Origin of the sequence: Plantibacter sp. VKM Ac-2876 (assembly GCF_015350715.1) — a bacterium.
GTDB classification, from domain to species: Bacteria; Actinomycetota; Actinomycetes; order Actinomycetales; family Microbacteriaceae; genus Plantibacter; species Plantibacter auratus.
The window spans coordinates 167,802-192,486 of the sequence record NZ_JADKSI010000002.1; the positions used below are offsets into that span (position 1 = coordinate 167,802).

General features: G+C 69.4%; 23 protein-coding genes and 1 tRNA gene. 8 read left to right on the forward strand and 16 right to left on the reverse strand.

Annotated elements, in window-relative coordinates; all coding sequences use genetic code 11:
* Positions 1 to 30: 30 nt before the first annotated feature.
* On the forward strand, positions 31 to 624 hold the full coding sequence (locus ITJ62_RS07190) for an HdeD family acid-resistance protein (RefSeq protein WP_194600541.1): 594 nt from the start codon (positions 31 to 33) through the stop codon (positions 622 to 624).
* 70 nt (positions 625 to 694) lie between these two features.
* Here ITJ62_RS07190 and ITJ62_RS07195 read toward each other — a convergent pair whose 3' ends face one another.
* Entirely contained in the window at positions 695 to 1,459 is a 765-nt protein-coding gene (locus ITJ62_RS07195; RefSeq protein WP_079002548.1) for an SDR family oxidoreductase, read from the reverse strand.
* Between the two features lie 194 nt (positions 1,460 to 1,653).
* On the opposite strand from ITJ62_RS07195, the gene ITJ62_RS07200 reads away from it, so the two are divergent.
* From ITJ62_RS07200 to ITJ62_RS07215, 4 genes are all read left to right on the forward strand, one after another.
* Positions 1,654 to 2,145, forward strand: coding sequence for an NfeD family protein (locus ITJ62_RS07200; protein ID WP_194600544.1), 492 nt, complete (start codon positions 1,654 to 1,656; stop codon positions 2,143 to 2,145).
* Positions 2,146 to 2,147: 2 nt separating this feature from the next.
* Positions 2,148 to 3,167: an SPFH domain-containing protein gene (locus tag ITJ62_RS07205; protein WP_194600547.1), complete on the forward strand. Its 1,020-nt coding sequence runs from the start codon at positions 2,148 to 2,150 to the stop codon at positions 3,165 to 3,167.
* A gap of 7 nt (positions 3,168 to 3,174) precedes the next feature.
* Positions 3,175 to 3,954 (forward strand): glycerophosphodiester phosphodiesterase family protein, encoded by a 780-nt coding sequence (locus ITJ62_RS07210; RefSeq protein ID WP_194600550.1) that lies wholly within the window; start codon positions 3,175 to 3,177, stop codon positions 3,952 to 3,954.
* A 127-nt stretch (positions 3,955 to 4,081) separates the two neighbouring features.
* Positions 4,082 to 4,444 carry an RNA polymerase-binding protein RbpA gene (locus ITJ62_RS07215; protein ID WP_064296965.1) on the forward strand — a complete coding sequence of 121 codons (363 nt, stop codon included), beginning with the start codon at positions 4,082 to 4,084 and terminating at the stop codon, positions 4,442 to 4,444.
* A 60-nt stretch (positions 4,445 to 4,504) separates the two neighbouring features.
* Here the strand turns inward: ITJ62_RS07215 and lnt are convergent, their stop codons facing one another.
* The 9 genes from lnt to ITJ62_RS07260 form a co-directional block, all read right to left on the reverse strand.
* Positions 4,505 to 6,088, reverse strand: coding sequence for an apolipoprotein N-acyltransferase (lnt, locus tag ITJ62_RS07220; RefSeq protein ID WP_194600553.1), 1,584 nt, complete (start codon positions 6,086 to 6,088; stop codon positions 4,505 to 4,507).
* Positions 6,085 to 8,505 carry an RNA helicase gene (locus tag ITJ62_RS07225; RefSeq protein ID WP_194600556.1) on the reverse strand — a complete coding sequence of 807 codons (2,421 nt, stop codon included), beginning with the start codon at positions 8,503 to 8,505 and terminating at the stop codon, positions 6,085 to 6,087. Before ITJ62_RS07225 ends, lnt begins: the two co-directional genes overlap by 4 nt.
* Positions 8,502 to 9,263, reverse strand: a complete 762-nt coding sequence (gene tatC, locus ITJ62_RS07230; protein WP_071260381.1) for a twin-arginine translocase subunit TatC — start codon at positions 9,261 to 9,263, stop codon at positions 8,502 to 8,504. Before tatC ends, ITJ62_RS07225 begins: the two co-directional genes overlap by 4 nt.
* A gap of 138 nt (positions 9,264 to 9,401) precedes the next feature.
* Positions 9,402 to 9,671 (reverse strand): Sec-independent protein translocase subunit TatA, encoded by a 270-nt coding sequence (tatA, locus tag ITJ62_RS07235; RefSeq protein ID WP_194600559.1) that lies wholly within the window; start codon positions 9,669 to 9,671, stop codon positions 9,402 to 9,404.
* Between the two features lie 81 nt (positions 9,672 to 9,752).
* Positions 9,753 to 10,763 carry a WYL domain-containing protein gene (locus tag ITJ62_RS07240; protein ID WP_194600562.1) on the reverse strand — a complete coding sequence of 337 codons (1,011 nt, stop codon included), beginning with the start codon at positions 10,761 to 10,763 and terminating at the stop codon, positions 9,753 to 9,755.
* Complete coding sequence (locus ITJ62_RS07245) at positions 10,756 to 11,796, reverse strand: YafY family protein (protein ID WP_079705985.1); 1,041 nt, start codon at positions 11,794 to 11,796, stop codon at positions 10,756 to 10,758. The genes ITJ62_RS07240 and ITJ62_RS07245 overlap by 8 nt, the downstream gene beginning before the upstream one ends.
* A 78-nt stretch (positions 11,797 to 11,874) precedes the next feature.
* Positions 11,875 to 12,831, reverse strand: a complete 957-nt coding sequence (locus tag ITJ62_RS07250; RefSeq protein WP_194600565.1) for an FKBP-type peptidyl-prolyl cis-trans isomerase — start codon at positions 12,829 to 12,831, stop codon at positions 11,875 to 11,877.
* Positions 12,832 to 12,902: 71 nt separating this feature from the next.
* A complete protein-coding gene (locus ITJ62_RS07255) occupies positions 12,903 to 13,967 on the reverse strand; it encodes a tRNA (adenine-N1)-methyltransferase (RefSeq protein WP_194600568.1) in 1,065 nt (354 codons plus the stop codon).
* Positions 13,964 to 14,668 carry an HAD family hydrolase gene (locus ITJ62_RS07260; RefSeq protein ID WP_370581860.1) on the reverse strand — a complete coding sequence of 235 codons (705 nt, stop codon included), beginning with the start codon at positions 14,666 to 14,668 and terminating at the stop codon, positions 13,964 to 13,966. Before ITJ62_RS07260 ends, ITJ62_RS07255 begins: the two co-directional genes overlap by 4 nt.
* An 81-nt stretch (positions 14,669 to 14,749) precedes the next feature.
* Between ITJ62_RS07260 and ITJ62_RS07265 the strand changes: the two genes are divergently transcribed.
* Complete coding sequence (locus tag ITJ62_RS07265; protein WP_194600571.1) at positions 14,750 to 15,676, forward strand: PAC2 family protein; 927 nt, start codon at positions 14,750 to 14,752, stop codon at positions 15,674 to 15,676.
* A 46-nt stretch (positions 15,677 to 15,722) separates the two neighbouring features.
* On the opposite strand, the gene mshC is transcribed toward ITJ62_RS07265, so the two are convergent.
* The 3 genes from mshC to ITJ62_RS07280 form a co-directional block, all read right to left on the reverse strand.
* Positions 15,723 to 16,961: a cysteine--1-D-myo-inosityl 2-amino-2-deoxy-alpha-D-glucopyranoside ligase gene (gene mshC, locus ITJ62_RS07270; RefSeq protein ID WP_194600575.1), complete on the reverse strand. Its 1,239-nt coding sequence runs from the start codon at positions 16,959 to 16,961 to the stop codon at positions 15,723 to 15,725.
* Complete coding sequence (locus ITJ62_RS07275; protein WP_194600577.1) at positions 16,958 to 17,782, reverse strand: undecaprenyl-diphosphate phosphatase; 825 nt, start codon at positions 17,780 to 17,782, stop codon at positions 16,958 to 16,960. Before ITJ62_RS07275 ends, mshC begins: the two co-directional genes overlap by 4 nt.
* A gap of 114 nt (positions 17,783 to 17,896) precedes the next feature.
* Positions 17,897 to 19,216 carry a M20/M25/M40 family metallo-hydrolase gene (locus ITJ62_RS07280; RefSeq protein ID WP_194600578.1) on the reverse strand — a complete coding sequence of 440 codons (1,320 nt, stop codon included), beginning with the start codon at positions 19,214 to 19,216 and terminating at the stop codon, positions 17,897 to 17,899.
* A gap of 176 nt (positions 19,217 to 19,392) precedes the next feature.
* Between ITJ62_RS07280 and ITJ62_RS07285 the strand changes: the two genes are divergently transcribed.
* Positions 19,393 to 19,476 (forward strand) — tRNA-Leu (locus tag ITJ62_RS07285).
* Between the two features lie 226 nt (positions 19,477 to 19,702).
* Here the strand turns inward: ITJ62_RS07285 and ITJ62_RS07290 are convergent.
* Positions 19,703 to 21,520, reverse strand: a complete 1,818-nt coding sequence (locus ITJ62_RS07290) for a DEAD/DEAH box helicase (protein WP_240043850.1) — start codon at positions 21,518 to 21,520, stop codon at positions 19,703 to 19,705.
* Positions 21,521 to 21,668: 148 nt separating this feature from the next.
* Between ITJ62_RS07290 and ITJ62_RS07295 the strand changes: the two genes are divergently transcribed.
* Positions 21,669 to 22,478, forward strand: coding sequence for an SGNH/GDSL hydrolase family protein (locus ITJ62_RS07295; protein ID WP_079705978.1), 810 nt, complete (start codon positions 21,669 to 21,671; stop codon positions 22,476 to 22,478).
* Between the two features lie 39 nt (positions 22,479 to 22,517).
* Here ITJ62_RS07295 and ITJ62_RS07300 read toward each other — a convergent pair whose 3' ends face one another.
* Entirely contained in the window at positions 22,518 to 23,762 is a 1,245-nt protein-coding gene (locus tag ITJ62_RS07300) for a D-alanyl-D-alanine carboxypeptidase (protein ID WP_194600581.1), read from the reverse strand.
* Between the two features lie 85 nt (positions 23,763 to 23,847).
* Entirely contained in the window at positions 23,848 to 24,651 is an 804-nt protein-coding gene (locus ITJ62_RS07305; protein WP_194600583.1) for an RNA methyltransferase, read from the reverse strand.
* Positions 24,652 to 24,685: the final 34 nt, after the last annotated feature.

Here is a 24,685-nt window from a genome sequence, read left to right on the forward strand (position 1 = left end):
CGCCGCACTGTCCACCGTCAGGAGCCGACCATGTCCGAACCATCCGCCACCACCTACACGCTGAACTCCGCCAAGCTGACCGCGAGCCAGATCTCCGGTGTCCGATGGGCCTTCGCCGTCGGAGGGATCCTCACGATCCTCTTGGGTGTCTTCCTGCTGGTCGCGCCGAAGGCCTCACTGGTCGCCGTCGCGTGGATCTTCGCCGTCTACTTCCTGGTCGCCGGGATCGCCCGCATCACGCGTGGCGTCGTAGCTCGGGAGCACGGCGGACTCTGGCGGGTCCTCACGATCGTGTTCGGTGTGCTGCTGCTCGCCGCCGGCGTCTACATCTTCATCGATCCGCTGCTCGGCATCGGCGCACTCGTCTTCGTGATCGGTGTCTCCTGGATCGTCGAGGGCGTGGCCTCGCTGTTCGACTCGGCACCGGACGTGTCGCGGTGGATCACCATCCTCTACGGCGTCATCAGCGTCGTCGCCGGCGTGTTCGTCCTCGCGAACCCGTTGCTCGCCGCCGTGACCCTCCTGCTCGTCACCGCGTTCTTCCTCATCGCGGCCGGCGTCGTCGAGATCATCCAGGCGATCACCTTCGGCAAGCAGGTGAAGCGGGCCGGTCTCGCCGGCTGACCCCGGGTGGCAGGACGACGAACGCCCGGCCCCTCGAGGGACCGGGCGTTCGTCGTGTCAGGATCGTCGACTACTCGGCGATGAAGTCGCTCGTGTCCCCCACGTAGCGGGTGTGGTCCTCGGGGATCGGGTCCACGGCGGCCGAGGCGACCTCGGCCGCGAACTCGCCCACGTTGTAGAGACGACCGGCCGACTCCTTGCGGGAGCTGATCGCTCCGGGGTTGGCGCGTTCGAGCAGGGTCGCGGTGATGGTCCCCTCGATCATGTCGCCCGAGACGACCACGAACTCGACACCGGCCGCGTCGAACTGGTCCTGCTTGGCGCGGAGCGCATCCTCGCCCGCGCGCTTGGAGGTCGCGACCGGCACGTACTCGGGCATCGTCGGCGTGGTCCGGATGAAGTGCGCCTGGTGGCTCGTGACGAACACGATCCGCGAGCCGGGGCGGAGCAGCGGGAGGGCGTGTTCGACGACGCTCACCTGTGCGTCCCGGTTGAGCTGCATCGCGTAATCCTCGGCCATGCCGCTCTCCATCCCTCCGGAGGCGTTCAGCACCAGGACGTCGAGGTCGCCGAGTTCGGCCTTCGTCGTCGCGAACATCGCGGCGACCGAGGCGGGGTCGGTGAGGTCGGCCCCGACCACCACGGCCTGCACACCGAGGGCTCGCACCTCGTCGGCGAGCTTGACGGCGCGAGCCTCCTTGTTCCGGTAGTTGATCACGACGTTGGCGCCGGCACCGGCGAAGTACCGGATGGTGTCGGCACCGATGCCGCGGGACGAGCCCGTCACGAGGACGTTCTTCCCGGAGAGGGATCCGGCGGCCAGGGGGTTCGTCACGTGAGGGCTCCTTCAGATCTGGGGCCGCTCATCGGCGGCTGGTTCCAGCCAACGACCTTACCAACAACCGGCAGACGGATCCGGTTCGGTGGTCCGCCCAGCTGATAGCGTTGAACCCGACCGGCGCACCGTCTCGCGCTCCCCCGGACTGCGAGGCGGCAGACGCGAGAGCCGATCCGGGAGGAATCCGCACCATGGACGTCATCACCGAGTACGCCTGGATCGCCTGGTTGGTCCTGATCCTCGTGTTCGTCATCATCGAGATCCTGTCGCTCGAGTTCACCTTCCTCATGCTCGCGCTCGGCGGCGCCGTCGGGCTGCTCTCCGGCCTCCTCGGCGCTCCGTGGTGGCTCCAGCTGCTCATCGCAGCCGCTGCCGCCCTCCTGCTCCTGTTGGCCGTCAGGCCGCCGCTGCTCCGAGCGCTGCAACGCGGCGCGGACCCGGCGAAGAGCAACGTCGACGCGCTCCTCGGCATGCCGGGGCTCGTGCTCTCGACGGTCACCCCGCACGGTGGCCAGGTGAAGCTCGGCAACGGCGAGGTCTGGACCGCCAGGACCCCGCACGACTCCCCCGCGTCGTCCCTCGAGCCCGGCACGCGCATCGTCCTGTCCGTCGTCGACGGTGCCACCGCCGTCGTCGTCCCCGTCCCAACCCACCCGGCACCGCTGGGCGAGCAGAAGGAGTAGTCGTGAACGACATCTCATCAGGAGCGATCATCGGCTGGGTGATCGCGGCCATCGTCGTCATCTTCGTGCTGGTGGTGCTGTTCCGATCCATCCGCATCATCCCGCAGGCGAGCGCCGGCGTGGTCGAGCGGCTCGGCAAGTACCACAAGACCCTCTTGCCGGGTCTGAACCTGCTCATCCCCTTCATCGACCGGTTGCGGCCGCTCATCGATCTGCGCGAGACCGTCGTCTCCTTCCCGCCGCAGCCGGTGATCACCGAAGACAACCTCGTCGTCTCGATCGACACGGTCGTCTACTTCCAGGTGACCGACGCCCGAGCCGCGACGTATGAGATCGCGAACTACCTGGGTGCCGTCGAGCAGCTGACCACGACGACGCTCCGAAACGTCGTCGGTGGGCTGAACCTCGAGGAGGCGCTGACGAGCCGCGACGAGATCAACAGCAAGCTCCGCATCGTGCTCGACGAGGCGACCGGTAAATGGGGGATCCGCGTCGGACGCGTCGAGCTCAAGGCGATCGACCCGCCGCTCTCCATCCAGGACTCCATGGAGAAGCAGATGCGGGCCGAGCGCGACCGTCGAGCCCTCATCCTCACCGCTGAGGGAACCAAGCAGTCGGCCATCCTCACGGCCGAGGGTGCGCGGCAGGCAGAGATCCTCCGCGCCGAGGGTGATGCCCAGGCAGCCGTGCTCCGTGCTCAGGGTGAGGCGTCCGCCATCCAGACGGTGTTCAAGGCCATCCACGACGGCGACCCCGACGAGAAGCTCCTGGGCTACCAGTACCTGCAGATGCTCCCGAAGCTCGCGGAAGGCCAGGCGAACAAGCTCTGGGTCATCCCGAGCGAACTGACCGAGGCGCTCAAGGGCATCGGCTCCGCCTTCGGGCCGGGCAACACCCGCGACCCTGCCGCCACGGCACGGGCGGCGGCCGCAGCTGCGCAGACGCCCTCCTTCACCACAGCGCCGGCCGCGTCACCCCAGACGCCATCGGCGCCGACGACCCCCGTCCAGCCCGAGGGCTGAGCACGCGGTGACGACAGCGGTCCTCCCCTACTTCCGTCCGGCCCGCCCTCGGGTCCTCGCCCATCGAGGGCTGGCCGGGCCGGGGGTCCCCGAGAACACGCTGTCGTCCTTCCGCCGTGCCCTGGCGGCCGGCGCCGAGTACGTCGAGACCGACGCGCACTGCACGCGCGACGGACATGCCGTCCTTTTCCATGACCCGACCCTGCGCCGCATCACCGGCGATCCGAGACCGATCGCGGATCTCGAACTCGTGGAACTCCAGCGGATCGACCTCGGCGGTGATCGCATCCCGACGTTGTCGGAGGCGCTGGCCGACTTCCCCGGGGCACGCTTCAACCTCGACATCAAGGCCGCGGCCGCGGCTGCACCGGCGGCTGCCGCGATCATCGGTGCCGGTGCCGCCGATCGGGTGCTCGTCACCTCCTTCGACGAGGGCAGACGTTCCGCGATCGTGCGGGCCGTGGGACGGGAGGCGGGCGCCGACTCCGTGGCTTCCTCGGCGTCGGCCCGGATCCTGCTCCGCGTCCTCCCCGCAGCCGCCCTCGGGCTCCGTGGAGCACTCCGTCGGTCGCTCGACGGTGTCCAGGCGCTCCAGGTGCCCGAACGGTTCCGCGGCGTACCCGTCGTGACGAAGCGCCTCCTCGCACAGATGCACGCCCTCGGTGTGGAAGTGCACGTGTGGACGGTCAATGACCCCGCCGACATGCGACGACTGCTGGATCTCGGCGTCGACGGCCTCGTCACCGACCGCTGTGATCTCGCGCTCGACGTGGTCCGCTCGCGCTGACGGCTCAGCTCTCCGCATCCGGCGTGGCTGCAGCTGGGCATGAGCTGATAGCCAGATGGGTGAACGGAACAGTTTACCCAGCTTGTGGGTTTATAACTGTGGATGCCGAGCGAGAGGAGACCACACAATGGCAGATCGCAGTTTGCGCGGAATGCGCCTGGGCGCCCAGAGTCTACAAACGGAAGAGGGCGTCATATTCTCGGCGCGGAGCAACCACATCTACCGGTGTCAGAGTTGCGAGCGCGAGACCACCATGACCTTCGCCGCCGATGCGGAAGTCCCCGAACTGTGGGAGTGCCGGCACTGCGGTGCGGAGGCTGTCCTCCTCGTCGACTCGAAGCCCGTCGTCGTCGACCGCGGTGACGTGAAGACGCCCCGCAGCCACTGGGACATGCTGCTCGAGCGCCGCTCGCGCGATGAGCTCGAGGAGCTGCTCGAAGAGCGCCTCTCATATCTCCGGGCCCGTCGCGGCCAGCAGAAGAGCGCGTGACACCGAGCCCCTGACAGGCCTCCCCTCGATCGGCTGATCCGGTATCGGATCAGCCGATCGTCATGTCCGGGGACGGTTCGAGATGCGCCGAGGCCTGGCGGCGAACCCGGCGAGGACCAGCGAGGCGAGTCCCATGCCACCGATGAACATCTCGAGCTGGTGACCGAAGGCCATCGACGGCGTGACCGTGTCCGCGAGCGGCACCTCGGAGACCATCGATCCGGGGCGGAAGGCCGGGATGCTGTCGATCGTCGAGCCGTCTGGCCCGATGATCTGGCTGGTCCCCACCGTGGAGATGTTCACTACGGACCGAGCCGATTCGATCGCCCGGAGCCGTGCGATCGCCAGCTGTTGCTGGTTCTCGTCCGTTTGCCCGAAGTCCGCGTTGTTGGTCTGGGCGAACACGATCCGCGCGCCGCCCGCCACCGCGTCGCGGGTGAGCTGGTCGTCGGCGATGTCGAAGCAGATGCTGATCCCTGTGAGCACGCCGTCGATGTCGAAGACGTTGTCCTTCGTACCCGGGGTGTACTCGCGCTGGATGAGGCCGATGAGGTCGGGTGCGAACGGCTCCCAGAACTTCCGGTCCGGGACGTATTCACCGAACGGGACCGGGTGCTTCTTGTCGTAGACGTCGCGGACGCCGTCCGCGGCGTCCCAAAGGAGTGACGAGTTGTAGTAGCGGTCGCCGCGTTGGGAGATCGCACCGACGACGAACGGTGCGTCCATGCGGCGGCTCAACGCGTCAAGGGCTGCCGCCGATTGGGGAACCCGCTGCGGGTCGAGGTCTGCGCTGCCCTCGGGCCAGACCACGACGTCGACGTCCGCGTCGAGCACCTGCAGCGTCTCGTCGATCTGGGTCTGCATGACGGTGCCGGGTGCTGCGGCGTCGAAGTAGCCGGCGGGGCCGTTGCCCTGGATGGCAGCCACCCGCATGCTCCCGGTCGTCGCCGTCGGCCATGCCGGCACGACGAGCACTGCGATGACCGCGAGGACCGCGGTACCGACCCGGCTGACCGTCGGGAGCTCCGCGGTCGCGGCGAGCTGCAGGGCGAGTGCCACGAGCAGCACCATGAGGAACGACAGCCCCGAGAACCCGACCCAGGCGACAAGCGGCGCGAACGGGCTCTCGGACTGGCTGAGCGCCATCCTCGCCCACGGGAATCCGCCGTAGGGCCAGGTGCTCACGAGTGTCTCGCGCGCGGTCCACAGGGCTGCGACGACCGCGGCGGTCAACCAGACGCGTCCCCCGATCCCGGGGAAGGCGCGCGGCACCCAGCGGTACGCCAGGGTGATGAGCACGGCCCCGAGCGCGAAGAAGATGGCCTCGAGCGTCGACAGTGCCGCCCACGGGACGGGACCCAGGTAGGCGGTCGCCCACTCGATGTGGATGAGGTAGAACGACTCCCCCGCCAGGAAGCCGACGAGGAGCGCACCGCCGACGCTGCGCCCCATGAGGGTGAGGAGGACGAGGGCGATGCCGACGAACGTCAGGGGCCAGACCCCGCGGTCCGGGAAGCCGGCGTCGAGGACCGGGCCGGCGGCGATGGCCACGACAGCCGCGAGCCAGAGCGGGAGCGGCGGACGACGGTCGACCAGCGCGTCGGCCGGTCGGAGCCGGTCGCTCCGACGGTGCAGGGACCTCACAGCGAGCTGTACGCGACGATGCCGCGTCGGATCGAGTCCAGCGCCTCACGCGAATGACGGCCCACCGGTCCGTCGACGACGCGGAGCTGATCGAGCAGGTCGATGGTCTGCTTGCACCACCGCACGAAGTCGCCGGCGGCGAGTTCCGCCTCGATGAGCACCGTGTCGAGGTTCGCACCCTTGGCCCACTGGTGCATCGCGAGGGAGAGGCCGGTCGAGATCGGGTTGCTCCCCGGGAGACGGTGCTCCCGTTCGCTGTCGTCGAGCCGACTCCAGAGGTCCTGCGTCCGTTCGAGCGCGGAGCGGAACGGGCCGCGGGGCAGGAAGCGCTCCGGGGTGTTCTGCTCCTCACGCCGTGGTTCGTACACGATCGCGGCGGCCATCGCCGCGAGGGACGCGGCATCGAGGTCGTTCCAGGCACCGGTGCGCAGGCATTCCGCCACGAGGAGGTCCCGTTCTCCGTAGATGCGCTTCAAGGTGCGTCCGGGTGCCGCGACGACGACCGCGCCGTGCTCGTCGCGTGCCAGGTACTCGTACTCGAGCAGGACGTCGACGACCCGGTCGAACACGCGCGCGACCGCGCCCGTCCGCGTCTGGATCTGCTGTCGCAGCTGGTCGGTCTGCTTCTTGAGCTTGAACCATCGTTCCGCCCAACGAGCGTGGTCCTCGCGGTGCGGGCAGACGTGGCAGGCGTGAGCCCGCATCCGCTTGCGGAGTTCGGCGAGCTTGCGTTGGCGACGGTCCTTCGACGCGCGCGAGCCGTTCGGCTCGCCCTTGCGTTCGAGGTCCGTGAGCTCGCGCCGGATGCCCGCGTACTCGACGAAGTTCCCGAGGTGGCAGGCCATGGACTTCTCGTAGCCGGCGAGCGAGGACTCCTGCTCGCGCACCTTCCTGGCGATCCCGACGACGGCCCGGTCCGCCTGGAACTGCGCGAAGGACGACTCGAGGATCTGACGGGTGCGTTGACGGCCGAACTGGTCGATCAGGTTGACCGCCATGTTGTAGGTCGGGCGGAAGCTGGAGTTGAGCGGGTAGGTGCGTCGGGAGGCCAGCGAGGCGACGGACTGCGGGTGCAGCCCCTCGGTCCACTGGATCACGGCGTGGCCCTCGACGTCGATGCCACGGCGTCCGGCACGCCCGGTGATCTGGGTGTACTCCCCCGGGGTGATCGGGACGCGTGCCTCACCGTTGAACTTCTCGAGTTTCTCGAGGACGACCGTCCTGGCCGGCATGTTGATGCCGAGCGCGAGGGTCTCGGTCGCGAAGACGACCTTCACGAGCTTCCGCCGGAAGAGCTCCTCGACGACCTCCTTGAACGCCGGCAGGAGACCGGCGTGGTGAGCTGCGACGCCCCGCTCCAGACCGTCGAGCCACTCCCAGTATCCGAGGACGGCGAGGTCCTCGTCGAGCAGGGTCCGGCAGTGCTCGTCGACGATCTGACGGATCTCGTCGCGTTCGTGCGCCTCGGTCAGCCTGATGCCCGAGCGCAGGACCTGCTTGACCGCTTGATCGCACCCGACGCGGCTGAAGACGAAGAAGATCGCCGGGAGCAGGTGGTGGTCGTCGAGCATCTGGACGAAATGCCCGCGGTCGAGCTTCTCGGCCCGATGCGGGGCTCGTCGCTGGTTGTAGCGGCTGATGTCCTTGTACTGACGACTGTTCGGCGCTCGGCCGCCGAACTGGGCCATCCGGACGAGCTCCGGGTTGACCTGGTGGGTGTCGGCGAGGCTCGGCGCGGCGAACAGGTCGATGAGTTTGTTCCGCATCAGCACGTGCTGGGTGAGGGGCACCGGGCGTTCCTCGGACACGATGACGGCGGTGTCGCCGCGGACGGCCTGCAGCCAGTCACCGAACTCCTCGGCGTTCGACACGGTCGCGCTCAGCGACACCATCCGGACGGCCTGCGGGAGGTGGATGATGACCTCCTCCCACACCGCTCCGCGGAACCGGTCCGCCAGGTAGTGCACCTCGTCCATGATGACGAAGGCGAGATCGGTCAGCGCGTCGGAGTCCGCGTACAGCATGTTGCGGAGGACCTCGGTCGTCATGACGACGATGCGGGCGTTGCCGTTCACGTTCGTGTCGCCCGTGAGCAGGCCGACGTGCTCGGACCCGTACTCGGCGGTGAGCTCCTGGAACTTCTGGTTGCTGAGCGCCTTCATCGGCGTGGTGTAGAAGACCTTGCCGCGGTCGCCGTGCATTGCGAGGGCGATCGCGAACTCGGCGACGATGGTCTTGCCGGCACCCGTCGGAGCTGCGACGAGGACACTGCTGCCGTTCTCGATCCGCTCGCACGCCTCGAGTTGGAACGCGTCGAGGTCGAAACGCTGCCTCGCGCGGAACTCCTGGAGCCTCGGTGTCGCGTTCCGGACCGCCGCTGCCCGATACCGCTCGGCAGGCGAAGCGGTGTCGCTCATGCGAGCCCCGCGCTACCGAGTTCGGCGTCGATGCGTCGCTGCCGCTTGGCCGCACTGCGGTCGTGGAGGACGGCGACGCCGTAGGCCGCGAAGTACAACAGGACCATCGGGATCGCCAGGACGAACATCGACACGATGTCGGCGGCGGGCGTGGCGATGGCCGTGAAGAGCACGATGACGAGGATCGCGACCCGCCACGCCTTGATGATCGCCGCTGCGGAGAGCACACCGACGAAGTTCAACAGGACGAGGAACACCGGCAGGACGAAGGCGACACCGACCGCGAGCACCAGCTTCAGGACGAAGTCGTAATAGGTGGTGGCGTCGAGGAAGTTGGCCGCCGCCGTCGGGGTGAAGCCGAGCATGAGCTCGACGATGTGCGGCAACACGAACCAGCCCGCGTAGCAGCCCGCGAGGAACAACGGCACGGCGGTCGCGAAGAACCCGATCGCGTACTTCAGCTCCTTGCGCGTCAGGCCGGGCACGAGGAACGCCCAGATCTGGTAGAGCCACACCGGGCTGGACAGCACGACGCCGGCGGTGAGCGCGATCTTCATCCGTAGGTCGAAGGCGCTCGTGACGTTGGTGAAGTTCAGGAACGCCTGCCCGCGATCGTCGGCGATGACGAGGATGGGAGCGCTCATCGCCTCGATGATCCACTCGGAGGCGATGAAGCCCGCGACCATGCCGACGATGATGCCGATGGCGGAGTAGAACAGCCGCTTCCGCAACTCGACGAGGTGCTCGCCGAGGGACATCCGCCCTTCGCGGTTCTGTTTCTTGGGACGCTTCTCAGTCAGGGCCACGGCGACATCGTCCGTTCCTGAGCAGCGTGTTCGAGGCGCACTCGTCGGGGGCCAGGTGCTGGCGTCATCGGGCTCGGGTGGTCCTCAGGGTTACGGCTTGACCGGCGGGTCGGTCGGCTTCTGCGGGGCCGTCGCGGCCGGAGTCGGGTCGGCGGGCGTCGCACTCGCGGGCGGAACCGTGCCCGTCGCGTCGGGCGAGGCGGGCTCGTCGTCGCGCATGCTCTTGACCTCGCTCTTGAAGATCCGCATCGACTGGCCGACGCTGCGGGCGAGACCCGGGAGCTTCGGTGCTCCGAACAGCAGCAGGACGATGAGGAGGATGATGACGAGGTGCCACCCGGTGAATGCGTTGCCGAACATAGTCTTCGTTCCTGATCTTCGAGGTCGAGGTCCACTCACTCTACCCTGCATCTCCCGCTCGACCGCCGGGAGTCTCGGGAGTCAGCTCCCGGATGTCGTGCGGTACTGCGCGAGACCGGCGGCCGCCCAATCGGCGACCGCGTCGCGCGCGTCCGCCGGGCCGAGCACGGTGATGAGCCCGGGGTGTGCGGCGACCAGTCGTTTGAGGCCGTGATGGTGCGCGAGGCGCAGGGTCGCGGTCACCTCGGCGTCGCTGTCCTCGCGGGCTGCGGAGCCGCCCGGCGCGCTGTCGACGGCGACCACGTAGTCGTCGATGAGCTGCAGGACCGAGCGTCGGACGAGCACGGTGACGTTGCGGTCGGAGTCGCTCGGCTCGAACAACGCGGTCGGGACGACGACGTCCGCTTCCCGGAACACGACCTCGGCGTCGGTCTCCCGGAGCTCGGTCATCCGATCGAGACGGAAGCGACGCGTCGCCTCGCGCAGGTGGCACCACCCGTAGAGGTACCAGTCCTGGTCCTGGGACTCGAGACGCAGCGGGTCCACCAGCCTCGCCTCGGTCGCCCCACTCGCGTCGACGTAGTCGAACGCGACGCTGTGGCCGGCGGCCAGAGCCGATCGGATGATGCCGACCGCGTTCGCGGAGTAGGACTCGGTGACCGCGAGCTGCCCCGGAGCCGACGACGCCCCGCGGGCGAGCTTCGCCATGACGCCCCCGATGACGTCGCTGTCGACGAATTCGGGAAGGCGCTGGAGCGACTGCAGGCCGGCGATGAGGGCCGAGGCCTCGCGGGCTGAGAAGCGAGGACTGTCGTCGAGGGCGACCCGGTGGGTGAGGACGATCTCGTCGTCCTCCTCGAAGCTGCCCCAGTCGATGTCGAAGAGGTCGCCGGCGAGGTACTGCCGGGTGTCGCCAGGCACGCCGGACACCGTCAAGAGCTCGACCGCTTCTCGGATCTGGCGCGGGGACAGGCCGAAGTGCCGCGCGGCCTCGTCGACCGTGACCCGCTCGCGGTCGATGAGGTACGGCACGAGCGAGAGGAGGAAGATCAGCTTGTCCTGGGCGCGGGGCGCCGCCGGTCGCTTAGCCACGGGCGGTCTCCTCGGGGTGGGGTGCGTCGTCGGTCGCGCGGTGGCGGGCGACGACCAGCTCGAGTCTGGACGCCACGGCCTCGACGAGCGCCGGAGGGTCGAGGACGACGACCTCCGGGCCGAACCCGGCGAGCTCGTCGGCGAGGATGTGGTGGTCGAGGTACGGGATGGTGAGTTCCGTGCGCTCCGTGTCGCTGACGCCGTAGCGGTTGCCGAGGCGGGCCGCGGCGTCGGTCCCGGGCCGGACACGGACGAGGGCGCGCTGTGACGAGGACACGCGGCGCAGGCCGTCGATCGCGTCGGCGGCGTGGTCGCGGTCGTCGGCGGGGAACGACTCCCCCGTCGGCTTGACCGGACCGACGATCCGCGAGAGGAGGAACGTCCGGGGCTCGTCCACCGTCCGGTCGGTCGCGTAGAGGTGCCAGCGACCCTCGTGCTGGACGAGCGCCAACGGCGCGACGGTGCGGACGCGTGGCCGCGCCTCGCCGGGCTTCAGGTACGGGAAGGCGACCACGGACCGACGTTCGAGCGCCGCGTCGAGGGGTTCGAACGAGGCCTCCCGGGTGCGCAGTCTCGGCGCGTATCCGATGATCGGTTCGTCGGGCTCGATGCCGAGCGACCGCAACTTCGTCATCGCTCGCTGCGACTGGCCGGAGAGCGACCCCTCACGCCACACGGTGGCCGCGAGCGACAGCAGTGACAGCTCCGCCGGGGTGAACCGGACGTCGGTGGGGAGCTCGTAGGCGCCCTTCGGGATCCGATAGCGCATCGACTGGTTGTTGCCGGGTTCGCCCGGCTGCTCGATCGTCTCGAGCGGGACGCCGAGTTCGCGGATGTTGTCCTTGTCGCGCTCGAACTGTCGCTCGAGGCTGGCGTTGCCGCCGCCACTCGAATACTGCTGGCGGTACCCCTGGACCGTCGACAGGATCTCGTTCTTCGTCAGGCCGGTCTGCGTGGCGAGGAGCGCGAGCACGAGGCTGAAGAGTCGCTCCTCCACCGGGACCGGCTTCGGGGACTCGCGGGCTGAGGACACCGGTCCAGTCTACCGACGGACGGCCCGTCCCCCACCCGCGACGCGGGCGTGGGACGGGCCGTCTCCGAGGCGTGTCGGTTACTGCGCCGCGTGCTGGGTGCCGAGCACGTCGATGACGAACACGAGCGTCGCCCCTCCGGGGACGCCGGTCGTACCCTGGTCCCCGTATCCGTCCTTCGGCGCCACGACGAGGACGATCTGCGAGCCGACCTTCGCGCCGACGACCGCGTCGTTGAAGGCCTTGATCGTCTGCCCGCTGCCCGCCGTGAAGGGGTAGGGTTTACCCTTCTCCCAGGTGCTGTCGAAGACGCTCTTCTGATCCCAGAGCACGCCGGTGTAGTTGACGATGACCTGGTCGCCGGCCTTGACCGTGGCGCCGTCGCCGACGCGGGACAGGGTGTGCTTCGTCTCGGTCGGGGCGGGGGCCGCCGGGATGGTGATACCGGGCTGGCCGCTCGGAGCGGTCACGACGGACGGGAACCCTGACGGGATCGGGCGCTCGGCGCCGTCGGCCTTGGGCAGCGCCGCACCCTGGATGTCGGCGACGAGGATGATCGCGTCGTCCTTCTTAATGCCGTTCGCCTCGCTGCCACCGGTCGGGCCGAAGGCGTCCTCGGGTGAGATCGCCGCGACGACACGGGATCCGACCGTCGTGCAGGCGAACGCCTTCGCGAAGCCGGGGAGGCTTCCGGACAGGGCGATGAGGGTGCTCGCGGGCCCGTTGAAGTCCGTCTGCTGCAGGACGTCGCCCGTGCGTCCGTTGAGGAGCATCAGGTTGAGGTTGACGGTGCCGTCGGCCGAGACCTGCTGACCGTCGCCCTGGATGACGACCTGGCGCTCCGTCGTCTTCGTGTACAGCGGCGTCGGGAGGTCCACCTTCGGGGTGGATCCGAAGTCACCGGACACGCTGACGAGCTTCGTCGCGTCGCCGGCGGACGCCGCGGTGTCGCAGGAGGCCGAGCCCGGCGCGGTGCACCCGGTGAGGGAGACGAGCAGGAGGCCTGCTGCGGCGATGAGAGCTGGTGCAGTGCGCACGGATCCTCGTTTCGGTGGTACGGGTGGGACGGCAGGTCGCCGTCGCACAGTTTAGTCGACGTGAACCGGGGTCAACGATCGTCGCCGTGAGCCGGCTCAGCGGTGGATGGTTCGATCGACTCGTCCGGCCCCACGCTGTCGCCGTCGAGGCCCCGTGCCCGGGAGAGCTCGGCGCTCGCCCCGGCGCTCCGGGCGCGCTTCCGCAGGATCTTCGCACTCGCGGAACGTTCCCCGAGGGCGCCCGGGGTCCACAGCTCGACGTCCTCGGCGCTGAAGTCGCTCTTCGAGGCGCGTCGCTTCAGCTCGGGCAGGACCGTGCCGGGCGCGAGCTTCCGGGCGGTGATGAGGAAGCCCGTGTGTCCGATCATGCGGTGGTCCGGTCGCACGGCGAGCCCCTCGACGTGCCACCCGCGCATCATCGTCTCGTTCGACTGCGGGTTCGTGAAGCCGCCCGTCCCTCGGATCGCCTCGGCGACCCGGGACAGCTGGGTGACGGTGGCGACGTAGCAGAGGATCACTCCGCCGGGCTTCAGCGCCTCCCAGGCGACGTCGAGGCACTCCCACGGTGCGAGCATGTCGAGCACCACGCGGTCGACGGATTCGGCGGGCATCGTGTCGGGCAGGGTCTCCTGGAGGTCGCCGACCGTGACCGACCAGTTCTGCGGGTCGTAGCCGAAGAAGGTCGCGACGTTGCCTCGCGCGACGTCGGCGAACTCGTCCCGACGCTCGAAGGAGGCCAGCCTGCCCGACGGTCCGATGGCCCGGAGGAGCCAGAGGGAGAGCGCGCCGGAACCGACACCGGCCTCGACGACCGTCGCGCCGGGGAAGATGTCCGCCTGGCCGATGATCTCGGCCGCGTCCTTCGGGTAGATGATGGCGGCACCGCGAGGCATCGACATCACGAAGTCGACCAGCAGCGGCCGGAGCGCGAGGTGCTCGATGCCCTCGGTGTTGGCGACGACGCTGCCGTCCGGCAGACCGATGATCGTGGTGTGCTCGATCATCCCGCGGTGCGTGTGGAAGACCTTGCCGGCCTCCAGTGTGATGGTGTTCTTCCGCCCCTTCGGTCCGGTCAGCTGCACGCGGTCGCCCTCGCGGAAGGGGCCGCTGTTCGCCGGCTGGTGGTTCGCGCTCATCGCTGTGCTGCCTCTGTCTCGGGGTGGTGGGTGGTGCCGCTCGCGGTCGAGCGCAGCTCGGCGAGGTCGGCGACGGAGCGCCCGGCGAGGGTGTCCCAGGTGGTGTAGTGCGGGCCCTCCGGGATCGGCACGATGTGCGGGACCGATACGGCGATGGTCCCAGCCGCGAGTGCGGACGCGAGACCGGTGGCGGAGTCCTCGATCGCGATGCACTCACGAGGGTCGACGCCGAGTGCCTCAGCGGCCCTGAGGTAGGGGTCCGGATGGGGCTTGGGGTGCTCGACCTCGTCGCCGGCGACGATGAGGTCGAACGCGTCGAACGGGATGCCGCCCGCGATGTCCTCGGCCATGGACCGGATCGACATGGTGACGAGCGCGGTCGGCACGCCGGCCTCCCGGAGCTCGTGGAGCAGCTCCTGGGCGCCGGGACGGAACGGGACGCCGCGTTCCTGGATGAGGCGCCGCACGTGGTCCGTGAGGTGGGCGACGATCGTGTCCGCGTCCAGCGCGACTCCGCGGCCCTGGAGCACGGCGGCGGAGTCCCAGAGCCCGTTCCCGACGAGCAGGAGCCCGTCCTCATGGGTCCAGGTGCCACCGTGGGCCGCGACCAGCTCGGTCTCGGCCTCCATCCAGTAGGGCTCGGTGTCGACGACGGTGCCGTCCATGTCCCAGAGGACTGCGGCAGGGAGGAGAGTGGTCACGGGGTGCCATGCTACCGGGTGGTGAAGCGCCTATCCTGGATGGATGGTCGCGGAAGGTCCCCGTGCACCGAGGAGTGAGACGTGACGGAAGACACCAAGGAGCCGCTGGGCGGTCGCCTGCTCGTCGTGGCGTTCGAGGGTTGGAACGATGCCGGCGAGGCGGCGAGCGGCGCGGTGCGCGTGCTTCGCGACTCGCTCGCCCTCCGCCCGCTGCTCGAGATCGACCCGGAGCCCTACTACGACTACCAGTTCAACCGGCCGACGGTCGGCGTCGACGAGGACGGCAAACGGTCCCTGACCTGGCCCGGTACCACGATCTCGGGGCCCGACCCTGAAGCGGCGAAGCCTGCGACCCCCCTGGCGGAGGACGCCGCGCTCCGGGTCAGCGAGGGCGGCGGCGACAACGTCTACGTGTTGCTCGGTGCCGAGCCCTCGCGCGGCTGGAAGGCGTTCGTCGACGAGATCCTCGCCGTGATCACCGAGCATCGCATCACCGGCATGGTGATGCTCGGTGCGATGCTCGCCGACGTCCCGCACACGCGGCCCATCTCGGTCTTCGCCTCGAGCGAGAACGCTGAGCTGCGGCAGGCCCTGCAGCTCGAGCGCAGCACGTACGAAGGGCCGGTCGGCATCCTCAGCGTGCTGGCCGACGCCGCCGAGCGGCAGGGCGTCCAGAGTCTGTCGGTCTGGGCCTCGGTCCCCCACTACGTGCACAGCGCGCCCTCCCCGAAAGCCGTCCTGGCGCTGATCGACAAGCTCGAGGAGCTCATCGACGTCGTCATCCCCCGCGGAGCCCTCGTCGAGGAGTCCGGCGAGTGGCAGAGCGGGATCGACACGCTCGCCGCCGAAGACGAGGACATGGCCGCCTACATCCAGCAGTTGGAGCAGGCGCGCGACACCGTCGAGTCACCCGAGGCGAGCGGCGAGGCCATCGCCAAGGAGTTCGAGCGGTACCTGCGCCGGGACGAGGGCAAGGGCGACGAGCCCTGGCGGAAGGACCGCGAGTAGCCCGGTCCCATCGCGGTGGTGCGACTCCGGTGAGCCGCCGTCCTGCTCAGCGCACGCCGAGGAGCGCGTCGACGGCCGACCGCGCGAGGTCGGCGTCGTCGACGCCGGTCGTCGCTGCGGCGTCGACGAGTGCGATGGCACCCGGGGTGTCGAGGTCGTCCGCCAGTCGGACCCGCATCGCCCGCAGCAGCTCGACGGCGGACGCTCCACTCGCGGCGTCCGTCGCGAAGGCCGAACGCCAGGTCCCGAGCCGACGATCGGCCAGGACGAGGTGCTCGTCGTGCCACTCCCAGTCGCTGCGGTAGTGGTTCGCGAGGATCGCGAGTCGGATGGCCGAGGGGTCTGCTCCGTCGGCGGCCAAGCGTGAGACGAGGACGAGGTTGCCGAGGGACTTGGACATCTTGGTGCCCTCGTAGGCGACCATGCCGGCGTGGCTGAACACCTTGGCGAGCGGGCGACCGGACAGCGCTGCGGCGTGCCCGGCGCTCAGGTCGTGGTGCGGGAAGACGAGGTCGGAGCCGCCACCCTGGACCGTGAAGTCGGATCCGAGGTGCTGGAGGGCGATGACCGAGCACTCGATGTGCCAACCGGGGCGTCCTTGGCCGACGGGTGACTCCCAGCTCGGCTCGCCGTCGCGCGCCGCCCGCCAGAGCAGTGGATCGAAGGCATCGCGTTTCCCGGCGCGGTCGGGGTCTCCCCCGCGCTCGGCGAAGAACGCGGCCATCGTCGCCTCGTCGAGCCCGCTCTCCGCGCCGAGGTGCCAGACGTCGTCGGCCGCGGCGCGCACGTCGAAGTAGACGTCGTCTCCGGCGGCACTGTCCGGGGTGTCGACCCTGTAGGCGACACCGCGCTCGATGAGCAGCGCGACGGCGTCGGCGATCGGTCCGATGACCTCGGTGACCGCGACGTAGTCCTCGGGTGGCAGGATGCTGAGGCGTTCCATGTCGCTTCGGAAGAGTTCGACCTGGCTCGCTGCGAGTTCGATCCAGTCGACGCCGGTCGCGTTGGCCCGCTCGAGCAGCGGGTCGTCCACGTCGGTGACGTTCTGGGCGTAGTGCACCTCGTAGCCGGCGTCCAGCCAGACGCGCTGCAGGGTGTCGTAGGCGAGGTAGCTCGACGCGTGGCCGAGGTGGGTCGCGTCGTACGGGGTGATGCCGCAGACGTACAGCCGCGCCGTACGTTCGGCGGAGGCCTCGATGAGACCGGCGCTCGGGGTGTCCCAGAGACACGGGGCCGTGCCGGAGCCGGGCAGCTTCGGGACGACCGGGGCGGACCAGGCCCTCACGCGTTGATCACGCCCGTGCCGAGCAGCACCAGCAGGACGACGCCGAGCACGATGCGGTAGACGACGAAGGGCAGGAAGCTGCGCTTCGAGATGTAGCTCATGAAGAAGGCGATGACCGCGAGGCCGACGACGAACGCGATGATGGTGGCCACGAGCGTCTCGACCGGTCCGTACGGGCTCGGCTCGCCGATGCTCTTGAAGACCTGGTAGAAGCCACTGCCGAACACCGCGGGGATCGCGAGCAGGAAGGCGTACCGCGCCGCAGCACGGCGCTCGTAGCCCATGAACAGCCCCGCCGTGATCGTGCCGCCGGAGCGGGAGACACCGGGGATGAGGGCGAGCGCCTGGGCGCCTCCGAAGATCGCGCCGTCGCGGTAGGTCAGGCTCTTCAGGCGTCGCTTCTTCGCTCCGACGGCGTCGGCGACACCGAGCAGGATGCCGAACACGATGAGCATGATCGCGACGATCCACAGTGAGCGGAAGGTCGTCTCGATCTCGTCCTGGAACAACAGGCCGAGCACGACGATGGGGACGCTGCCGATGATGATCAGCCACCCCATGCGGGCGTCGGCGTCATCCCTCGGGATCTTGCCGACGAGGGCCTTGCACCAGGAGGAGATGATGCGGACGATGTCGCGCCAGAAGAACACCACGACGGCGGCCTCGGTACCGATCTGGGTGATCGCGGTGAACGCCGCGCCAGGGTCCTTCGCCCCCGGGAGGAACTCGCCGAGGATGCGCAGGTGCGCACTCGAGGAGATCGGGAGGAACTCGGTGAGCCCCTGGACGAGTCCGAGGATGATGGCGTTGATGAGGTCCACAGGGCACCTTTCTGCAGCCGGATGGCTGGTGTTCGGCCGGATCCGGCAGTCGTCGGCGGGGCGGCTCCTGGAGCGTCTCGCGGCGCGGAGGGCGCGGAGACGGACCGTGGGAAGTCAGTAGTCGAGGAGGAGGTCCGTGAGGACCTGCTTGCCAAACCCTAGCGCGTCGAGCGGCACGCGCTCGTCGACTCCGTGGAACATCGCGGGGAAGTCCAGGTGTTCCGGCAGGCGCAGCGGAGCGAAGCCGTACCCGGTGATGCCGAGGAGCGAGAGCGCCTTGTTGTCGGTACCGCCGGAGAGCATGTACGGGAGCACCGGGGCGCCGGGGTCATGGCGCCCGAGGGTCTCGACGACCGCGTCGACGAGCGGACCCGAGAACGGTGTCTCGAGGCCGATGTCGCGGTGCATGACGACGATCTCGATGTCCTCACCGACGATCTCCGCGACGCGCGCGAGCACGGCGTCCTCCTCGCCGGGCAGGGTGCGGATGTCGACGAGCGCCTCGGCGCGATCGGGGATCACGTTGTGCTTGTATCCGGCCTGCAGCAGGGTCGGGTTGCTCGTCGTGCGGAGCGAGGCCTGGATGAAGCCGGAGGCCGTACCCGTCGCGAGGGCGAGCTCGTCCGGGCCGAGCCGTTCGGGCGTGGTGCCGAGGATGGTGGCGATCTCACGGAGCAGCTGCTCGGTGGTGTCGGTGAGTCGGACGGGCCACTCGGTGCGTCCGATGGCCGCCACCGCTTCCGAGAGGCGGGTGACGGCGTTGTCCTGCACGTAGCGGGATCCGTGGGCCGCTCGTCCGGTCGCGACCAGTTTGATCCAGACGAGGGCCTTCTCCGAGGTCTGGAGGAGGTAGGAGCGGCGTCCGCCGAACGTGATCGAGTACCCGCCGACCTCGCTGATCGCCTCGGTCGCGCCGGCGAAGAGCTCCGGTCGTTCCGTCACGAGGTGGTGCGAGCCGAACACGCCGCCGTTCTCCTCGTCCGAGAACATCGCGATCACGAGGTCGCGTTCCGGCCGACGGCCGCTGCCGAGGATCTCGCGGAGCGACGCGAGGATCATCGCGTCCATGTTCTTCATGTCGACGGCCCCGCGTCCCCACAGCAGGCCGTCCTTGATCTCGCCGCCGAAGGGGTCCACCGACCAGTTCGCAGGATCGGCGGGCACCACGTCGAGGTGCCCGTGCACGACGAGCGCCGGCTTCTCGGGGTTCGCACCGGCGACCCGTGCGACCACGCTGGTCCGGCCCGGAGCGGCGTCGATCAGCTCCGGCTCCAGACCGAGGTCGCGGAGGCACGCCTCGACGTACTCGGCGGCCTCCGTCTCGCCGTTGGAGCGGCCCTCACCGTAGTTCGTCGTGTCCATGCGGATGAGGTCCCGCGCGATCCGCGTGGTCTCGTCGAGCGTGAGGTCGGATGCGTCTGAGCCGGAGGTCATGGTTCCACGCTACCCGTCGGCCCTGACCGCTGCACCTCTCCCCCGTTCTGCGCGGTCGGCGCACGGCCGGAAGCCGTCGAGAAGATCCTCTGGCGGTACGAGGTGGTGAACGGCTGTCGAAATCCGTGCTAGAGTTTCTTCTCGTGCCCAGCGAAAGCCGGACACGATCACAACACGCGCGGGTGGCGGAAATGGCAGACGCGCTAGCTTGAGGTGCTAGTGCCCTTACGGGCGTGGGGGTTCAAGTCCCCCTTCGCGCACACCGTGTTGAGACGGCGAACGGCCGGAGCGAAAGCTCCGGCCGTTCTTGTTTTCCCGCCGGACTCCACGACACGCCGACACCCGAGATCGTCTTCGGCCAGAGCGAATTCCGGCGCACCTCCGCCGGTCCCTGAGCCTGCACCGCCTGTCCCTGAGCCTGTCGAAGGGCAGCTCCGGCGGACCGACCGCGAAGCAGGCGAACGCGCGCGAGTAGAGGTGCTGTCCTCAGTGCCCGTGGCCGAGGCGCCGACGGAGCAGGTCGATGCGCGACTGCAGCTGCGTCACGCTCGCCTGTGCCACGGCGGGTCCGCCGCAGACGCGTCGCAGTTCGGCGTGCACGAGTCCGTGCGGCTCCTTCGTGTGCTTGGCGTAGAGACCGACCAGGGTGTTGAGCACCTGGCGCTGCTCCTTGAGGGTGCGGTAGAGCGGAGCGGGGATGTCCGCCTGCGGACTCGGCGAGGCGGCATTTTTGTCGACGAATGCCCCGCGCTTCGCCTGGCGGCTCTGGCGCTGCACGAGCAGCTCGTGCACCTGTTCAGGCTCGAGGAGCCCGGGGAACCCGATGAAGTCGAACTCCTCCTCGGTGCCCGGCTGGGCGAGCTCGCCGAACTCGTCGCCGTCGAACACCACCCGGTCGAAGTGCGCGTCCGAGGAGACGGCCTGCCAGGTGAACTCCTCGAGGAGTGAGTCGGAAGCCTTGTCCTCGCGCTCCGCGGCCGCCATCATCGCGTCCTCCGGGTTGAAGAGGTCGCCCTCCGCGTCCGGGTCGCTCGGGCGGTCGAGTGCGTGGTCGCGCTCGAGCTCGAGCTTCTCCGCGAGGGCCATCAGGTTCGGCACGTTCGGGAGGAAGATGCTCGCGATCTCGCCGCGTCGTCTGGCTCGGACGAATCGTCCGATCGCCTGCGCGAAGAACAGCGGCGTGGCGGACGACGTCGCGTAGACGCCGACGGCGAGTCGTGGGACGTCCACGCCTTCCGACACCATGCGGACCGCGACCATCCAGCGCTTGGTGTTCCCCGAGAAGTCGGCGATCCGGTCGCTGGCCTCCTTCTCGTCGGAGAGGACGATCGTGGGCTGCTCCCCCGTCAGCTCGTGCAGGATGGCGGCGTAGGCTCGCGCGGTCGTCTGGTCGGTGGCGATCACGAGTCCGCCGGCGTCCGGGACCGCTTGACGGACCTCGGACAGTCGGAGGTCGGCGGACTTCAGGACCGCCGGGATCCAGTCACCCTGCGGGTCGAGGGCGGTGCGCCAGGCCGCGGAGGTGATGTCCTTCGTGTTGCCCTCGCCGAGGCGGGCCTCCATCTCGTCGCCGGCCTTGGTCCGCCAGCGCATGTGACCGGCGTAGACCATGAAGAGCACCGGACGGACGACCCCGTCCTGGAGCGCGCGGCCGTACCCGTAGTTGTAGTCGGTGACGGACGTCCGGATGCCCTGGTGGTCCGGCTGGTAGACCACGAACGGGATCGGAGCCGTGTCGGACCGGAACGGGGTCCCGGTCAGCGACAGCCGACGGGTGGCCCGTGAGAAGGCCTCGTGGATGCCGTCGCCCCAGCTCAGGGCGTCGCCGCCGTGGTGGACCTCGTCGAGGATGACGAGGGTGCGACCCGAATCGGTCGTGCGCTGATGCACGGGCGGGTTCGCCGCGACCTGGGCGTAGGTGACCGCGACACCGTGGTAGTGGCGGCCGAAGACCTGATCGCGGTTCGCGAAGTTCGGGTCGAGGCGGATGCCGACCCGGCTCGCGGCCTCGGCCCACTGGCGCTTCAGATGATCGGTCGGGGCGACGACCGTGATGCGGTCGATCGTTCCGCGATGGAGGAGTTCGGAGGCGAGCCGCAGCGCGAACGTCGTCTTGCCTGCGCCCGGTGTCGCCGCCGCGAGGAAGTCACGGGGTTCGGTCGTGAAGTACTGCTCGAGCGCCTCGGCCTGCCAGGCTCGAAGTTTGCTCGCCGTGCCCCACGCTGCGCGTTCCGGGAAGGCCGGTGAGAGGTGTTCGGCTGCGGACCCGCCCAGGTGCTGGGTCGAAGAGATTTCCGCGTTCACTGGAGACCACTGTACCCGGCCGCACCGACACCGCCGACCATCGTGTGCGTCCCCGACACCCATCCGGATGTCCGACTCGCGACTGATCCGCCAGCCGAGGGGCGGGCGTACGCTGGAGGTTCCGGATGCACAGCAGGAGGAACCACCCATGACCGAACAGCACCATCCCTGGTCGCGGTACGTCGCCATCGGCGACTCGTTCACGGAGGGGATCGGCGATCCCGAGCCGGGGGCGCCGGGCGGGCACCGCGGATGGGCCGATCGCGTCGCCGAGGTGCTGGCCGCGCAGAACTCGGACTTCGCCTACGCCAACCTCGCGGTGCGCGGCAAGCTCGCTCAGCAGATCCTCGACGACCAGGTGGAGCCGGCCCTGGAGCTGCACCCGGACCTCATCACGATCTCGGCGGGCGGCAACGACGTGATCCGGCCCGGCACCGACCCCGACGACATCGCCAGACGACTCGAGCAGGCGATCATCCGACTCCGGAGCGACGGAGCGACGGTCGTGCTGTTCACCGGCGTGGACGTCGGCTTCTCCCCCGTCTTCCGGAGCATCCGCGGCAAGGTCGCGATCTACAACGAGAACCTGCGGGCCATCGCCGCCCGACACGACTGCATCATCGCCGACCAGTGGGCCCTCCAGGCGATCCAGGATCCGCGGATGTGGGCACCGGACCGCCTGCACCTGAACGCGCTCGGCCACCACGAGGTCGCCCGCCTCGTCCTGCACGCGCTGAACGTCGAGAACGACCTCAAGCCGCTGCAGCCGGAGCCGCTCCCCGTCAGGCGTTGGCGTCAGGCCCGGACCGAGGACTTCGCCTGGGCGCGTGAGTACCTCGTGCCGTGGGTGCTCCGTCGGGTGCGGCACCAGTCGTCCGGCGACCACATCACCGCCAAGCGACCGCTCGCCGGCCCGTTCCTCACGGTCGCAGCGCAGGACCAGGAACTCGACGTCTGACCGTCCGGCCGATCACCCGGGCTCCGGCGTCTGCTGCGGTCACGGGTTGGTCAGGCGCCACCAGGGCGTGACCGGCGTGACGTCCGCGTCGAGGGCCAGCGGGACGTCGATCGTCGCCGCGCCGCCCTCCGCGCCCGCCCCCACGGTGTAGCTGAGCTTCCCGACCGTCGAACCGGCGGCACCCGCGTCGATGGCTCTGGCGCGGCTCTCGACCGTGATCGGGGTGTCCTGCCAGACGAGCACGGAGGCGTCGGAGGCCACGACGACCTTCGCGGCCTGGTCCCACGCGGTCGAGTAGGAGCCGACCGACTGCCCGGCGGTGGCGAGCTGGACCTGGTGGAATCCGGCCGGCACGCTCTGCAACAGGGAGACCACGGCCTCGTTGAGCACGGTGTGGTCGTCGGCACCGAGGATGACGCCGACGACGGTCACCGTCCGCCCCGCCACCTGGAGGTCGGCGGAGAACAGCAGGCAGGCGCCCGAGGCGTCGTCGGTCCCCGTCTTCATACCGGTCACCCCGTACTGGCCGAGGAGGGCGTTCGTGTTCTCGACCTCGCCGATGGCGGGCAGCACCGCCGTGGGCTCCTTGACGATCGACGAGAGCACCGGGTCGGCGAGCACGAGCTTGCCGATGGTCACGAGGTCGCTCGGGGTGCTGACGTTCGTCTCGCCCAGGCCGCTCGTGTTCGTGACGGTCGTGCCCGTCAGCCCACGTGCATCGAGCCAGGCGCGCGCCGCGTCGAGGTACGCGTCGACCGAACCGAAGGCCCAGACGGCGAGCGAGATGCTGTAGTTGTTCGCCGACGGGAGGAGCAGCGCTTCGAGCATCTGCCGCTGGGTGAACACCGACCCGGCGACGACGGGTGCCGCTGAACCGTTCTCCGCGATGGTGTCGTAGTAGAACCCGACGTCGGCGTCGGTCAGCGTGATGGACGGGCCCTGGTCCCCCGCGGCGAGCGGCTTGGCCTCCAGCACGACGAGGGAGGTGATCGTCTTCGTGATGCTCGCGATGGGGAACGGTGTCTGTTCACCACTCGAACTCAGCACGCCGTCGAACCCGACGGCACCGATGGCGCCCCGCCCGAATCCGGGCCAGGCGACCGGCGTCGTCTGCTGGACGAGCGAGGTGGTGAGGGCGCCGCTGGATTCGAGCGTCGCAGCCGCGGCCGGCACCGGTCGGAGCAGCGCGCCTGCGCTGTACCCGAACACCCCGATGAGGATGGCGAGGACACCGAAGACGGCGAGACGGCGGCGGCGGTAGATCTGTCGTCTCGTGAGTGGCACCCGGTCATGCTACCCGGCGCTCCTGCGCGTACCCTGTCGCGACGTGCCGCTCACCGGGTGGTCGCCGGGCAGCGTGCGACCGTGGTCAGCGGACCCGGAGCTCCCAGAGGGCGACGGCACTGGCCGACGCGACGTTCAGCGAGTCGACGCCGTGGAGCATCGGGATGGTCACGATCGTGTCGGCGGCGGCGAGGGCCGAGGCACTCAGGCCGTCACCCTCGGCGCCGAGCACGATGGCGAGCCGTTCCGGCGCGGTCCGAGCATAGGTGTCGAGGTCCACGGCATCGTCGGCCAAGGCCAGGGCGGCCGTCTCGAAGCCGGCATCCCGCAGGACGCCGGATGCGACGTCCCATTCCGGCAGGCGGGTCCACGGCACCTGCAGGACCGTGCCCATGCTGACGCGGACGCTTCGACGGTACAGCGGGTCGGCGCAGCGCGGGGTGATCAGGACCGCGTCGGCACCGAGGCCGGCGACGGAGCGGAAGATGGCGCCGACATTGGTGTGGTCGACGATGTCCTCGAGGATGACCACCCGGCGGGCGTCGGCGAGGAGTTCGGCGGGGTCGGCGAGCGGTGGGCGGTGCATGGCCGCGAGCGCTCCCCGGTGCAGGTGGAAGCCCGTCAGCTGCTCGAGGAGTGCGGGCTCCCCGACGAAGACCGGGACGTCGTGGTCCTCGAGGAGTGGCGAGACGTCCTCGAGCCACTTCTCCTGCAGCAGGACCGATCGTGGTCGGTGCCCGGCGCGGAGCGCACGTTCCATGACCTTCGTCGACTCGGCGATGTACAGGCCACCCGCGGGTTCGGACACCCGACGGAGGGCGACGTCCGTCAGTCGCGCGTAGTCGTCGAGTCGTCCGTCGTCGATATCGGTGATCCGGATGACCTGCATGGGAGACGTCCTCTCGACGCGATGTTCGACCTCC

Coding starts and splice junctions, on each gene's coding strand:
- ITJ62_RS07225 (WP_194600556.1), bottom strand. CDS start 8,505: ATGAGCGACACCGCTTCGCCTGCCGAGCGGTATCGGGCAGCGGCGGTC.
- ITJ62_RS07305 (WP_194600583.1), bottom strand. CDS start 24,651: ATGCAGGTCATCCGGATCACCGATATCGACGACGGACGACTCGACGAC.
- ITJ62_RS07215 (WP_064296965.1), top strand. CDS start 4,082: ATGGCAGATCGCAGTTTGCGCGGAATGCGCCTGGGCGCCCAGAGTCTA.
- tatA (WP_194600559.1), bottom strand. CDS start 9,671: ATGTTCGGCAACGCATTCACCGGGTGGCACCTCGTCATCATCCTCCTC.
- ITJ62_RS07255 (WP_194600568.1), bottom strand. CDS start 13,967: ATGAGCGCGAACCACCAGCCGGCGAACAGCGGCCCCTTCCGCGAGGGC.
- ITJ62_RS07200 (WP_194600544.1), top strand. CDS start 1,654: ATGGACGTCATCACCGAGTACGCCTGGATCGCCTGGTTGGTCCTGATC.
- ITJ62_RS07190 (WP_194600541.1), top strand. CDS start 31: ATGTCCGAACCATCCGCCACCACCTACACGCTGAACTCCGCCAAGCTG.
- ITJ62_RS07280 (WP_194600578.1), bottom strand. CDS start 19,216: ATGACCTCCGGCTCAGACGCATCCGACCTCACGCTCGACGAGACCACG.
- tatC (WP_071260381.1), bottom strand. CDS start 9,263: ATGTCCCTCGGCGAGCACCTCGTCGAGTTGCGGAAGCGGCTGTTCTAC.
- ITJ62_RS07295 (WP_079705978.1), top strand. CDS start 21,669: ATGACCGAACAGCACCATCCCTGGTCGCGGTACGTCGCCATCGGCGAC.